The sequence below is a fragment of the Modestobacter versicolor genome (genome assembly GCF_014195485.1).
Taxonomy (GTDB): domain Bacteria; phylum Actinomycetota; class Actinomycetes; order Mycobacteriales; family Geodermatophilaceae; genus Modestobacter; species Modestobacter versicolor.
In genome coordinates this window covers 1654907-1667432 of record NZ_JACIBU010000001.1, presented here as the reverse complement: position 1 = coordinate 1667432, position 12526 = coordinate 1654907, and the positions used below count along the sequence as shown (strand labels likewise).

The following is a 12526-nucleotide window of genomic DNA, read 5'->3' as shown; positions in this document are numbered from 1 at the left end:
CGGCGTGCCCGTCGAGGTCGCCAACGAGTCCGAGATCGCCGTCGACGGGCAGGCGCTGGCCGGCGTCTGCCGCTACGTGCTCGACTCCATGGAGGTCAGCCCGCTGGCCGAGCTGTCGGTGCTGTGCGTCGACGTCGACTACATGGCCACCCTGCACGAGCGGTGGATGGGCGAGAAGGGCCCGACCGACGTGCTGGCCTTCCCGATGGACGAGCTGGACACCGCCCGCCCCGACGACCCGGACCCCGGTCCGGCGCTGCTCGGTGACGTCGTGCTGTGCCCGGCCGTGGCCGTCCGCCAGGCCCGCGCGGCCGGCCACTCGATGGCCGACGAGCTGCTCCTGCTCGCCACCCACGGCGTGCTGCACCTGCTGGGCTACGACCACATGGAGCCCGACGAGGAGAAGGAGATGTTCGGCCTGCAGTCCAAGCTCCTCGAGGGCTGGCGCGCCGTGCCCCGGGAGCGGGTCACCGGCGAACCGACGGAGCCGGAACAGCGATGAGCGCGACAGCGATCGTCCTGCTGGTGATCGCCGTCGTCCTGGTGCTGGTCGCGGGTGTCTTCGCCGCGCTCGACGCCGCGCTGCAGCGGCTGAGCAAGGCGCGGGTCGACGAGCTGCGCCGCGACGGGGTGAAGCGCGCCTCCGCACTGGTCCAGGTGATGGAGGAGCGCTCCCGGCACGTCGCGCTGCTCCTGCTGCTGCGGATCGTCTGCGAGACGGCGGCCACCGTGATGGTGGCGCTGATCTTCTACGTCCAGTTCGACGGCCTCACCGTGGGCGTGGTCACCGCGATCGTGGTCATGACGGTGGTCAGCTACGTGCTCATCGGGGTCGGCCCGCGCACCCTGGGCCGGCAGCACGCCTACCCGATCGCGCTGTCGGCCGCGCCGCTGATCCGGCTGCTGGGCCGGGTGCTCGGCCCGATCGCCACGCTGCTGATCCTCCTCGGCAACGCCATCACCCCCGGCCGCGGTTACCGCGACGGCCCGTTCAGCAGCGAGGTCGAGCTGCGCGAGCTGGTCGACATGGCCGAGGAGCGCGGCGTCGTGGAGGCCGGCGAGCGGAACATGATCCACGGCGTCTTCGAGCTCGGCGACACCATCGCCCGCGAGGTGATGGTGCCCCGCCCCGACGTGGTGTGGATCGAGCGCGGCAAGACGCTCCGCCAGGCGCTGGCCCTCTGCCTGCGCAGCGGCTTCAGCCGGCTGCCGGTGATCGGCGACAACGTCGACGACATCATCGGCGTGGTCTTCATGAAGGACCTCGTCCGCCGTTCCCAGGGCTCCTCCGACTCCCGTGCCAGCGAGCCGCGGGTCGAGGACCTGCTGCGCCCGGCCACCTTCGTCCCGGAGTCCAAGCCGGTCGACGAGCTGCTCCGGGACATGCAGGCCTCCCGCACGCACATGGCCGTCGTGGTCGACGAGTACGGCGGCTTCGCCGGCCTGGTCACCATCGAGGACATCCTCGAGGAGATCGTCGGCGAGATCGACGACGAGCACGACACCGTGCAGCGCCCGCCGGTCGAGGAGCTCGAGGACGGCTCGGTGCGGATCACCGCCCGGCTGCCGGTCGAGGACCTCGCCGACCTGTTCAAGGTCGAGCTGCCCGATGACGACGGCGTCGAGACCGTCGGCGGCCTGCTCGCCCGCGAGCTGGGCGTGGTGCCGATCGAGGGCTCCGAGGCCGAGGTGGGCGGGTTGCGGCTGGTCGCCGAGAGCACCGGCGGCCGGCGCAACCAGATCGACACCATCCTGGTCTGCCGGGTGCCCGAGCCGGGTCAGGACGACGAGACCGCCGACGAGACCGCCCGGGAGCCCGAGCCCGCCGCCGTGGAAGGCTGACACCTCGTGAGCTCCGCAGAACTGGACCCCGAGGACGCCAAGCTGATCACCCTGGCCCGGTCGGCGCGCGGCCGCACCGGGGCTGCTGAGGGCGCGGCCGTGCGCGACACCGACGGGCGCACCTACCTGGCCGCGACGGTCTCGCTGCCCTCGCTGCAGCTCTCCGCGTTGCAGGCCGCGGTCGCCGCCGCGGTCTCCAGCGGTGTCGAGGGGCTCGAGGCGGCCGCCGTGGTGAGCGCCGCGGAGTCGGTGGAGCAGGCGGGGCTGGCGGCCGTCCACGACCTCACCGCGACGGCCCCGGTCCTGCTCGCCGGGCCGGACGGCGTCGTCCGCAGCCGGGTTTAGCGCCGCCATGTGTCGAAGGGTGTAGTCGAGCTACACCCTTCGTGGGGCGCTGACGGGCACGGTCGTGAGCGAGGCTGACCATCGTGTCCGTCGTCCAGCGCACGCCGCTCCCGGTGACGGCGCTGCTCTGGGCGGAGACGCGCCCGGTGGTCCAGGCGATCTTCGCCGTCCGGTACTGGGTCGGTGCCCTGGTCGTGCTGGCCGGCGGCGGCGCGTTCGGCCCCGCCGTCGTCCTGGGCTCGCTCGGCTGGCTGCTGCTCACCATGAGCATCTACCTCGTCAACGGCGTCTCGGACCTGACCGCCGACCGGGCCAACGGCTCCGACCGCCCGCTGGCCCGCGGGCTGATCGGCGCCCACGGGGCGGTGCGGGTCGCCTGGGCGCTGGCCGCGGCGAGCCTGCTGCTGACGGCGCTGACCGGCACGCTCGCGCTGGTCCTCTGTGCGGTGGCGATGGGCGTGCTCGGCTGGGCGTACAGCGTCGGGCCGCACCCGCTGAAGAACTCGGTGGCCGGCACCGCGGTGGCCTCGGCCGGGGGCGGGTTGCTCACCTACCTGGCCGGCGCGGCAGCGGCCGGCGGCCTGCCCGACGGGCCCTACGTCGCGGTGTTCGTCCTGCTCGCCCTCTGGATGGCGGTGGCCGGTGCCGCCAAGGACCTCGGTGACCGGTCCGGCGACGAGGCCGCGGGGCGCCGCACCCTGCCGGTGGTCGCCGGCCACCGGGCCGCCACCCGGGTGATCGCCGCCGGCTGCCTGGCGCTGGGCACGACCACCGTCGTGGTCGCCGGCACGTGGCCCGAGGTGCTGCTGCCGGCCCTGGTCCTCTGCCTCGGCGCGGTGGTGGTGGCCGTGCTGGCGCTGCGCACCCGGGAGGACCTGCCCCGGGCGCTGGTGCGGCGGCCCTATCGTGCGTTCATGGTCACCCAGTACGCGGTCAACCCGGCGCTGCTGCTGAGCGTGCTGGTCTGATGCCCGCACCGGGGGATGCGGAGGTCGACGCTGCCGTCGTCGCGGACTTCGTCGCCGAGGTGACCGTCGTCGCCCCGCGGCTGTCGGCCGACCAGGCCCGGATCGAGCAGATGCGCGGCCGCGCCGCCGCCGTCCTGCAGGTGGTGCACGCCCGGCTGCGCGGGCTGCCCCCGCCCGAGGCACCTTCTCCCGGGGTCGACGTGGGCGCCGTCCGGGCGCGCACCGGGATCCACCCGGAGGAGTCGCTGCGGGCCGCCGGGGTGCTGTTCCGGCAGTCGCTGCCGCCGCTGGTCCAGCACCACCCGGAGCTGCCCGCCGAACGGGTGGCGCTGGTGCTGCACGAGGTCATCGACGAGCTCGTCGTCCCGGCCGCGGTCTCCTACGTCGACGTCCTGCTGTCCCGGATCAGCGACGCCAACCGGGACGAGCGCCGCCGGGTGGCCCGCGACCTGCACGACCACACCAGCCACGGCATCGGTGCCGCCATCCAGGGCGTCGACCTGGCGCTGCACCTGCTGGCCACCGGCCAGACCCCCGACGTCGCCCGGCTGCAGACGACCCGGCAAGTCCTGCTGGACACGCTCAACGACGTACGCGGGATGGCCACCCGGCTGCGCGACGTGGTCGGCCAGCGCAGCCTGGGCCGGGCCCTGCAGGAGTACCTGGACTTCACCGCCCCGGTGGGGCTGGAGGTCACGCTGGTCGAGGAGGGCGAGGCAGACCAACCGCTGCCCGCCCACGTCAAGGAGGAGAGCTACCTGATCGTGCGCGAGGCCGTCCGCAACTCCCTGGTCCACGGCGCCGGCGCCACCAGGTTGGACGTCGCCGTCGTCGTCGGCGGCGGGCACCTGCAGGCCACGGTCGCCGACGACGGCTCCGGCTTCGACCCGACCGTCGTCGACACCACCCGGACCGTCGGGCTGGCCTCCCTGCGCGAGCGCGCCGAGGGCCTGGGCGGCAGCGTCGCGCTGCAGGCCGGGCCCGGCGGCGTCCGGCTCGAGCTCACCGTCCCGCTGCCCTCGGCCGGCGCATGACCGGGCCGCGGCAGCCCCTGCGGGTCGTCCTCGTCGACGACCACCGGTTGTTCCGGGAGAGCCTCGGAGCCCTGCTCGCCGTGCACGAGGGCATCGAGGTCGTCGCCGAGGGGTCGAACGGCGAGGACGCCGTGCGGCTGGCCCGCCAGCACCGCCCCGACGTCGTCCTGCTCGACGTCGAGATGCCCGGGCAGTCGGTGCTCACCTCGCTGGTCGAGGTGCGCAGCGCGTCGCCGACCACCCGGATCGTGGTGCTGACCATGCACGAGAACACCACGCTGGCCCGGCAGCTGCTGCTCCGCGGGGCGTCGGCCTACCTGATCAAGACCATCGGGCACCACGAGCTGGTCGCCGCGATCCGGGCGACCACCGAGCGCGAGCAGGACATGGTCACCCTGTCGGTCTCCCGGGGCGGGCTGGCCGGCCTGGCCGCCACCGGTGCCCCGGTGCTGTCCGACCGGGAGCTGGAGGTGCTCGCGCTGGTCTCCCGGGCGTACAGCAACTCGCTGATCGCCCAGGAGCTGCGGATCAGCGAGGGCACCGTGAAGCGGCACCTGAGCAACATCAACACCAAGCTCGGGTCGACGTCGCGGTTGGACGCCGTCCGCCGGGCCACCCGCGCCCGGCTGCTGGCGCCCGGCCTGCTCGAGGACTGACGAGAGTGGCGGGACCTGATTCGCCGCAGAGAACCAGATCGGCGCTCGTCGCGGAACCGTGATGAGCGAGCATTCGGAAAATCAAGATCAGTCTGGATCCGAAGTCGAGATGTCGTCCGTGGCGCAGCGCCTTCCACGGCAAGCCCTGAACCCTTACTCTCGCCCTGGCCTGCTGAGCGCTTGTCGACCGGTGAAGAATAGCGAGTCCGAATGAGAGTGCAAGCTCGACTCAAAGCGGTTTGTGGGGCTGCACTACTGATGACGGGCTTGGGATTGGCAGTGGCACCACCAGCGATGGCGGGCTGCAACTATGAGGCTATTGTCTACACCGTCGGCGGTTCGGGCCAGGCCGGCAACTCGCTCCGGTCATATGAGGTGTCCTATGCAGCCTCGACGATCGTCACAGAAGCGGCCCGCGCAGGAAGCTCGAGGCAGGTACGCGTCGAGAACATCGATTACCCGGCCGTGCCCTGGACTCGTTACGTTAGGGTCTCTCGCAACTGGAGTGCGCTCGAGGACTCAGAGCAGCAAGGGGTCAAAGCGCTGATTGGCCGGTTGGGCGCCGTCTTCGCGCCCGGCGGGTGCATCCCTCCGATCATCCTGCTCGGCTACAGCCAAGGAGCGGATGTGGTCGCTCGCGCCGTCAACCAAGTGCCGCGCGAGTGGCAAGACTTTATCTACGTCGGACAGATGGGCAACCCGAGTTTCATGCCGGGACGCTCACAGGACTACGGAACTTTTGAGCGGATCCTCTGGGGGGTGCGGCCCTCATTCGGTCTGACCCAGTATCCCCTCACGGCTCGCGTAACGCCCCGGTCCGTCGACGCGTGCCTCGACAACGACCCGATTTGCAACTATGACCCGTTCGACCTGCCGGGTCTGGCTAATGGTCGCAGCGCGCACTACAACTACATCAATTCTGGATACGCTGGCTATGTGGGGCGAACACTGTGGCAGCTGAGTCGCCATCGGTAGCCTCAGAGCGACTAACCGCTCGGCCTCGGCCAGCCAACCTGCACGACGTGGATGACACGCACTAGTCGCGCAACGGCCGGCCGAGGGCGTCGGCGACCGCGGCCGGGTCGCGGACCCAGACGGTGAACGCCTTCTCGGTGACGCCGTCGAGGTCGAGGTGGCGGACGCTGATCCGCCGGCGGCCGGGCCACCACCCGCCCCGGTTGCGGGCCTTCGGCCAGCCGGCCGGCGGTCGGCCCGGGACGACCTCGCTGATCAGCACCAGCGGGACCACCCGGAACGACGACGTCTGCCGCAGCCCGGCGATGTCGCTGGAGACGGCGTGGTCGCTGATGGTGAACCGGGCGGTGGCCCCGATGACGACGACCAGGGCGAGCCCGATGGCGAGCGGCGCCTCACCGGCGACGGCGGCACTGCCGTCGCGCCAGCCGAGGAAGGCCAGCCAGGCGGCGACGGCGAGCGCGGTGGCCACGAACACCCACGGCCGGGCCGGGTCGTACTGCCAGTAGCGGAGCGGGCGCGGGGTGACGGTGACGTACCGCTTGGGGCCGCGGCGGGCGAAGTAGCCGTAGCTGGTGACCTGGGTGACGTGCCGCTCGCGGTCGACCGCCGCCCGGACGACCAGCGGCTCACCGTTCTCGCGTCGGGACCGGGGAGGCATGCGGCCATGCTCCCAGGCGGGTGCCGCGGGCCGGTCCGACGGTGCTGTCGGTGCCGGGTGGGAGACTGGACGGCGTGACCACCCCCGATCAGCCGCCGTACCGCAGTGGCTTCGCTGCCCTGGTCGGGCGTCCCAACGCCGGCAAGACCACGCTGACCAACGCGATGGTCGGCGAGAAGGTCGGCATCGTCAGCAACCGTCCGCAGACCACCCGGCACGCCATCCGCGGGGTGGTGCACCGGCCGGCCGGCCAGCTCGTGCTCGTCGACACCCCCGGGCTGCACAAGCCCAAGAGCCTGCTCGGCCAGCGGCTCAACGACGTCGTCCGGGACAACCTCTCCGAGGTCGACGTCATCGTCTTCTGCATCCCGGCCGACCAGCCGGTCGGCGCCGGTGACGCGTTCATCGCCCGGCAGCTGAAGGAGATCTCCACCCCGATCGTCGTGGTGGTCACCAAGACCGACACGGCCAGCAAGAAGGCGATCACCGAGCAGCTGGTCGCGGCGAGCCAGCTGGTCGAGGCCCGGGAGATCGTGCCGGTGAGCGCCGTGTCCGGCGACCAGGTCGGCCTGCTGGAGGACCTGCTGATCGGGCTGCTGCCCGAGGGGCCGCCGATGTACCCCGAAGAGCAGACCACCGACGAGGACGTCGAGCGGCAGATCGCCGAGCTGGTCCGCGAGGCCGCGCTGGAGAAGGTCCGCCAGGAGGTGCCGCACTCCCTCGCCGTCACGGTCGAGGAGATCAACCGCAAGCCCGACCCGCGCGACCCCGAGGCCGTCTTCACCGAGGTGCACGCCCTGCTGCACGTCGAGCGGGCCAGCCAGAAGCCGATGCTGCTGGGCAAGGGCGGCGCGACGATCAAGGCCATCGGCAGCGAGGCCCGGGTCGGGCTGGAGACGCTGCTGGGCGGCCGGGTGCACCTGGCCCTGCACGTCACGGTGCTGGGGGAGTGGCAGGACGACCCGAAGAAGCTCAACCGGCTGGGCTACTGAGCGCGCCGTGAGCGGCACCCCGCAGTCCCTCTACCGCGACGAGGGCATCGTGCTGCGCACCCAGAAGCTGGGTGAGGCCGACCGGATCATCACCGTGCTGACCAAGCGCACCGGCAAGGTGCGCGCGGTGGCCAAGGGCGTGCGGCGCACCAAGAGCAAGTTCGGCGCCCGGCTCGAGCCGTTCAGCCACGTCGACTTGCAGCTCTACACCGGCCGCAACCTCGACATCGTCAGCCAGGCCGAGTCGATCCGGTCCTACGGCAACGAGATCGTCGGCGACTACCGCGCCTACACCGCCGGCACCGCCGTGCTGGAGACCGCCGACCGGCTGACGGCGGAGGAGAAGGAGCCGTCGCTGCGGATGTTCCTGCTCGTCGTCGGGGCGCTGCGCACGCTCGCCGAGGGCGGGAAGCCGGCGCCGCTGGTGCTCGACGCGTTCCTGCTGCGGGCCATGTCCGTCGCCGGCTGGGAGCCGGCGCTGGGCGACTGCGCGCGCTGCGGTGAGGAGGGCCCGCACCGGCACTTCTCGGTGCCGGCCGGCGGCACGGTCTGCCCGTCCTGCCGACCCACCGGCTCGGCGATGCCGAGCCCGGTCACCGTGGAGCTGATGGAGGCGCTGTTGTCCGGCGACTGGGCCCGGGCCGAGGCCAGCCAGGGCATCAACCGGCGGGAGGGCAGCGGCCTGGTCGCCGCCCTGCTGCAGTGGCACCTGGAGCGCGGGCTGCGCTCGCTGCCGCTGGTGGACCGAACGTGAGGCGACAGGATCGTGAGCACCGCAGCGAGGAACGAGCGAGGAGCGGAGCGATCCGCGGAGCCGAACCGGTGACACGGTGAGGCGTGAGGTGAAGAAGCCCAACCCGCACCCGTCCGGCGCGCGGCCGCCGGAGCTGCCGGCGGACAAGGTGCCGCACCACGTGGCGATCGTGATGGACGGCAACGGCCGCTGGGCGAAGCAGCGCGGGCTGCCGCGCACCGCCGGGCACGAGGCCGGCGAGGCCTCGCTGTTCGACTGCGTCGAGGGCGCGATCGAGCTGGGCATCGGGGCGATCAGCGCCTACGCCTTCTCCACGGAGAACTGGCGGCGCAGCCCCGAGGAGGTCCGCTTCCTGATGGGCTTCAACCGCGACGTGATCCGCCGCCGCCGCGACGAGATGCACGAGCTCGGCGTGCGGGTGCGCTGGGCCGGTCGCCGTCCGCGGCTCTGGCGCAGCGTGATCAAGGAGCTGGAGATCGCCGAGGAGCTGACCCGCGACAACGACGTCCTGACCCTCACCATGTGCGTGAACTACGGCGGCCGCGCGGAGATCGCCGACGCCGCGGCGGCCATCGCCCGCGAGGTCGCCGCCGGCCGGATCAAGCCGGACAAGGTCACCGAGGAGACGGTCGCCCGGTTCCTCGACGAGCCGGACATGCCCGACGTCGACCTGTTCGTGCGCAGCTCGGGTGAGAACCGGACCAGCAACTTCCTGCTGTGGCAGGCCGCCTACGCCGAGCTGGTCTTCCTGGACACCCTCTGGCCCGACTTCGACCGACGGCACCTGTGGCAGGCGGTCGAGGAGTACGCCAGCCGGCAGCGCCGCTTCGGCAGTGCCTGAGCCGGTGTTCGCCGTCACCCGGTTGCGGGTCGCTGCCGACGACGTCGCTGCCTTCGAGGCGGCGGCCGGCGAGCTGCTCACCGCGCTGCGCGCCCGGCCCGGCTTCCGCACCGGTGAGCTGGGCCGGGCCGCCGACGAGCCCGGGCTGTTCGCGCTCTGCACCACCTGGGACGGCGTGGGTGCCTACCGCCGGGCGCTCTCGGCGGCCGAGGTGAAGATCGCCGGGGCGCCGGTGTGGGTGCACGCCCTCGACGAGCCCGGCGTCTACCTCACCGACTGAGTCAGACCCAGGGCACCGAGCTGGGCGCGTTGACCAGCAGCTCGTACCGCACGTCGACCACGAAGCCGTGCCCGTCGCCGCCGACCGCGTGCACCTCGTGCTGGCCCTGCGGCAGCGCCGGGATCAGCTTCCACAGCCCCCACGTCGTCATCGGCACCGGCTTGGTGCGGCCGGTCATCAGGTTCAGCCGGGCACCGGAGACCAGGAAGGGCACCGGCGTGGAGATCCAGTCGGCCTCCAGCGGCGCGCCGTCGACCGCGATCGACCCGTGCGCGGACTCGATCGGCTGCGGCGGGCCGTCGGGGTTGCGCTCGAAGTTGCAGAAGGCCGGGATGAACAGGTCGCGGCCGGCCGGGACGACGCACCGGCGGACCAGCCGCTCGCCGTAGGACCCGGCCAGGAAGAACACGTCGCTGGGCTGGTTGGCCGCGGCGTCCTCACCCGTCTCGTCGGCGATCGGGTTCTTGTCGGCGCGCGCGGCGGCGACCCACTGCACCCACCGGGCGGCCAGGCCCTCCGGCGAGCGCGGGTCGAACGGCAGCGGCGCGACCTCGGTGGTGCGGCGGCTCAGGAACGGCATGCCCGGATCCTCGCTGCGCCGGCCCGGTCACCGCGGCCCGGCGCGCTGTGCGGATCCGCCGACGTCGGGGGCCCGGGCTGTGCGAACTCCACCACGGTCAGGGCAGCTCGAACCGGGACACCAGGCCGCGCAGCTGGTCGGTGATGGTGGCGAGCGCGGCGGCGGTCTCCCGGGTCGACTCGGTGGAGCGGGCCGTGGACAGCGCCGCCTCGGTCACCGAGCGCACGTTGGAGCTGACGCCGTCGGTGCCGCTGGCGGCCTCGGCGACGTTGCGGCTCATCTCCGCCGTCGTCGCGCTCTGCTCCTCCACCGCCGAGGCGATGGTCTGCTGGAAGTCGTTGACCTGGCCGACGACGGCGGCGATCTCGGCGATGGACGCCGCCGCCCCGGCGGTGTCGGCCTGGATCGCCTCCACCCGGCGGACGATGTCCTCGGTCGCCTTCTGGGTCTCCTGCGCCAGCTCCTTGACCTCGTTGGCCACCACGGCGAAGCCCTTGCCCGCCTCACCGGCCCGGGCGGCCTCGATGGTGGCGTTGAGCGCGAGCAGGTTGGTCTGCTCGGCGATCGAGGTGATGACGCCGACGACGTCCCCGATCTGCTTGGAGCTCTCGCCGAGCCGGGCGACCACCGCGGTCGTCTCCTGCGCGGCGCTGACCGCCGACGCGCCGACCCGGGCGGCCTCGGAGGTGGAGTGCGCGATCTCCCGGATCGAGGCGCCCATCTGCTCCGCCCCGGCGGCGACGGTGCGGACGTTGCCGCTGACCGCCTCGGTGGCCTCCTGGGCGGTGTTCGCGACCGCCGTACCGCGCGCGGCGTCCCGGGCGACGTCGTCGGAGAGCCCGCGCAGCTGGTCCGAGGCCCCGGACAGGTCGCCGGTGCTGTCCCGCAGGGCGCTCAGCGCGCCGCCCATGTTCTCCAGCGACCGGTTCAGCGCGACCGCCAGGGTGCGCAGCTCCTCGGTGCCGGACTCGGGCAGCCGCGGCCGCAGGTCGCCCTCGGCGACCAGTTCCAGCGCCTCGACGGCGCGGTCCAGCGGCCGGGTCATCGCCCGGGCAACGACCAGCGCGACGACGGCGACGACGGCGGCGACCACGACGGCCACCAGCAGCACCGCCTTCAGCAGTGCGGACGCCGGGGCCACGGCGTCGGAGAGGTCCTCGCTGAGCACGACGCCCCAGCCGTAGCCGGCGAACCCGAGCGCGCCCTGCGACGCCGACCAGCCGCGCACCTTCTCCACGTCCTCGCCGGTGCCGTCGGCGAGCTCGTCGGTGCCGTGCCCGGAGTCGCCCCCGACCAGCGCGGTGGCGGCGGGGGAGCCCGTGCCGGTCAGGTCGAGCTGCTCCTCGGCGCCCGGGCCGACCAGGACGACGCCGTCGCTGCGCAGCATCTGGGCGGTCACGTCCAGGCCGCGGCTCTTCAGCCCGGCGACCTGCTCGTCCATGATCTGGCCGATCACCCGCGGCACCGAGGCCCAGTTGACCCACAGCCGCTGGGCAGATCCGTCGGGGCCGTAGACCGGGGCGGCGAACACCAGCGTGGCGTCGTCCCGGCCGGTGGCCGCGCTGACGAGCGGGTCGACCTGCGGGTCCTCCACGTAGGTCTGGCCGGCCGGCAGGGCCAGCGCCTGCTGGAACCACGGGTAGCCGGAGAGGTCGACGCCGGCGTAGGTGGCCGGGTCGACCGGTTCGCCGTCACCGGTGACGCTGTTGCCGCCGACGACCCGGCCGGTGGTGTCGACGACCAGCAGCAGGTCGTAGATGACGTAGTTCTTGCTGTAGAAGTCCGCGGCGGCCGCGACGGTGCCCGGGTCGGCCGAGGCGTCGGGGTTGAAGGCGAACGCCTGCACGTCGCCGTAGCGCTCGAAGAGGTTCCGGTCGATCTTGTCGATCGTGGAGCGGGCCTCGCTCTGCAGCAGCTCGCCGGAGTTGGTGACCCAGTCACCCTCGCTGCGCTGCCAGGCGAACAGGCCCAGGCCGGCCAGCGGGACGGTGGAGCAGGCGAGCACCACCAGCACGAGCAGCACGCGCAGCGAGCGCAGCCGCAGGGCGGCGGTGAGGCGGTGGCCGGTCATCGTCGAGCCTCTCGGACGACACCTCGCACGGTTTCTGGCTGCGTACGCAGGTGTGCCCCCGCTACATCGGCAGCGCACCACCGGGTCGTGACCCGAACGGGGCACTGACCTGCGGACTCACCACGGGATACGGCCGGTCCCGGATCGTTCGGGTCAGCTCCGGGTCTTCCGCAGCTCCACGGCGCGCTGCTCGAGCACGGTGGCGGTGTGCCGGAGCACGGCGTCGACGTCCCCGCCGGGCTCCTGGGTGGCCCGGGCCATCTCGACCGCCAGCTCGTCGAGGCCGCGGTCCAGGTCGGCGGTGTACGCCGCCCACGCGGCGGCCTCGGCCGCCTGGCAGTCCAGGTGGACCCGGCGGAGCCGGTCTCGCAGCGGGGCCAGGACGCCGCGGACCGTCGTGGCGTGTGCCGGGTGGTCGCGGCACAGGGTGGCGGTCGCCCGGGCCAGCCGTTGGTCGATCGACGCCGGGCGGGCCGGGGGTGAGGGAGCCGTCTCGGGCGCGTGGGCGGTCACGATCGGCACGGTAG

General features: G+C 72.9%; 15 protein-coding genes. 11 read left to right on the top strand and 4 right to left on the bottom strand.

The window, feature by feature from the left end; translation table 11 throughout:
- Positions 1 to 4 precede the first annotated feature (4 nt).
- The 7 genes from ybeY to FHX36_RS08010 all read left to right on the top strand — a co-directional run bounded on the left by ybeY (position 5) and on the right by FHX36_RS08010 (position 5820).
- Entirely contained in the window at positions 5 to 502 is a 498-nt protein-coding gene (ybeY, locus tag FHX36_RS08040) for an rRNA maturation RNase YbeY (protein WP_110550898.1), read from the top strand.
- Positions 499 to 1842, top strand: a complete 1344-nt coding sequence (locus FHX36_RS08035) for a hemolysin family protein (RefSeq protein WP_110550899.1) — start codon at positions 499 to 501, stop codon at positions 1840 to 1842. Before ybeY ends, FHX36_RS08035 begins: the two co-directional genes overlap by 4 nt.
- A gap of 6 nt (positions 1843 to 1848) precedes the next feature.
- Positions 1849 to 2187 carry a cytidine deaminase gene (locus FHX36_RS08030; protein WP_110550900.1) on the top strand — a complete coding sequence of 113 codons (339 nt, stop codon included), beginning with the start codon at positions 1849 to 1851 and terminating at the stop codon, positions 2185 to 2187.
- A gap of 83 nt (positions 2188 to 2270) precedes the next feature.
- Positions 2271 to 3155, top strand: coding sequence for a UbiA family prenyltransferase (locus FHX36_RS08025; protein WP_181428642.1), 885 nt, complete (start codon positions 2271 to 2273; stop codon positions 3153 to 3155).
- The gene (locus FHX36_RS08020; protein ID WP_110550902.1) at positions 3155 to 4189 is read left to right on the top strand and encodes a sensor histidine kinase; all 1035 of its coding nucleotides are present in this window, start codon (positions 3155 to 3157) and stop codon (positions 4187 to 4189) included. The genes FHX36_RS08025 and FHX36_RS08020 overlap by 1 nt, the downstream gene beginning before the upstream one ends.
- Positions 4186 to 4845, top strand: coding sequence for a response regulator transcription factor (locus FHX36_RS08015; RefSeq protein WP_110550903.1), 660 nt, complete (start codon positions 4186 to 4188; stop codon positions 4843 to 4845). The genes FHX36_RS08020 and FHX36_RS08015 overlap by 4 nt, the downstream gene beginning before the upstream one ends.
- Positions 4846 to 5103: 258 nt before the next feature.
- On the top strand, positions 5104 to 5820 hold the full coding sequence (locus tag FHX36_RS08010; RefSeq protein ID WP_181428643.1) for a cutinase family protein: 717 nt from the start codon (positions 5104 to 5106) through the stop codon (positions 5818 to 5820).
- Positions 5821 to 5881: 61 nt separating this feature from the next.
- Here FHX36_RS08010 and FHX36_RS08005 read toward each other — a convergent pair whose 3' ends face one another.
- Positions 5882 to 6481 (bottom strand): hypothetical protein, encoded by a 600-nt coding sequence (locus tag FHX36_RS08005; protein ID WP_110550905.1) that lies wholly within the window; start codon positions 6479 to 6481, stop codon positions 5882 to 5884.
- Between the two features lie 74 nt (positions 6482 to 6555).
- Here FHX36_RS08005 and era point away from each other — a divergent pair, with 74 nt between their 5' ends.
- From era to FHX36_RS07985, 4 genes are all read left to right on the top strand, one after another.
- Positions 6556 to 7473 carry a GTPase Era gene (gene era / locus FHX36_RS08000; RefSeq protein WP_110550906.1) on the top strand — a complete coding sequence of 306 codons (918 nt, stop codon included), beginning with the start codon at positions 6556 to 6558 and terminating at the stop codon, positions 7471 to 7473.
- A gap of 7 nt (positions 7474 to 7480) precedes the next feature.
- A complete protein-coding gene (gene recO / locus FHX36_RS07995; protein WP_110550907.1) occupies positions 7481 to 8227 on the top strand; it encodes a DNA repair protein RecO in 747 nt (248 codons plus the stop codon).
- Positions 8228 to 8303: 76 nt separating this feature from the next.
- Positions 8304 to 9068, top strand: a complete 765-nt coding sequence (locus tag FHX36_RS07990) for an isoprenyl transferase (RefSeq protein ID WP_110550908.1) — start codon at positions 8304 to 8306, stop codon at positions 9066 to 9068.
- Entirely contained in the window at positions 9061 to 9348 is a 288-nt protein-coding gene (locus FHX36_RS07985) for an antibiotic biosynthesis monooxygenase family protein (RefSeq protein ID WP_258372593.1), read from the top strand. Before FHX36_RS07990 ends, FHX36_RS07985 begins: the two co-directional genes overlap by 8 nt.
- Position 9349: 1 nt before the next feature.
- Here the strand turns inward: FHX36_RS07985 and FHX36_RS07980 are convergent, their stop codons facing one another.
- The 3 genes from FHX36_RS07980 to FHX36_RS07970 form a co-directional block, all read right to left on the bottom strand.
- Entirely contained in the window at positions 9350 to 9928 is a 579-nt protein-coding gene (locus FHX36_RS07980; protein ID WP_110550909.1) for a hypothetical protein, read from the bottom strand.
- A 97-nt stretch (positions 9929 to 10025) separates the two neighbouring features.
- Positions 10026 to 11999, bottom strand: coding sequence for a methyl-accepting chemotaxis protein (locus FHX36_RS07975; protein WP_110550910.1), 1974 nt, complete (start codon positions 11997 to 11999; stop codon positions 10026 to 10028).
- A gap of 153 nt (positions 12000 to 12152) precedes the next feature.
- A complete protein-coding gene (locus tag FHX36_RS07970) occupies positions 12153 to 12512 on the bottom strand; it encodes a hypothetical protein (protein ID WP_146251519.1) in 360 nt (119 codons plus the stop codon).
- Between the last annotated feature and the right edge of the window lie 14 nt (positions 12513 to 12526).

Coding starts and splice junctions, on each gene's coding strand:
- FHX36_RS08015 (WP_110550903.1), top strand. CDS start 4,186: ATGACCGGGCCGCGGCAGCCCCTGCGGGTCGTCCTCGTCGACGACCAC.
- FHX36_RS08035 (WP_110550899.1), top strand. CDS start 499: ATGAGCGCGACAGCGATCGTCCTGCTGGTGATCGCCGTCGTCCTGGTG.
- FHX36_RS07980 (WP_110550909.1), bottom strand. CDS start 9,928: ATGCCGTTCCTGAGCCGCCGCACCACCGAGGTCGCGCCGCTGCCGTTC.
- FHX36_RS08020 (WP_110550902.1), top strand. CDS start 3,155: ATGCCCGCACCGGGGGATGCGGAGGTCGACGCTGCCGTCGTCGCGGAC.
- FHX36_RS08005 (WP_110550905.1), bottom strand. CDS start 6,481: ATGCCTCCCCGGTCCCGACGCGAGAACGGTGAGCCGCTGGTCGTCCGG.
- FHX36_RS08010 (WP_181428643.1), top strand. CDS start 5,104: ATGACGGGCTTGGGATTGGCAGTGGCACCACCAGCGATGGCGGGCTGC.
- FHX36_RS07975 (WP_110550910.1), bottom strand. CDS start 11,999: ATGACCGGCCACCGCCTCACCGCCGCCCTGCGGCTGCGCTCGCTGCGC.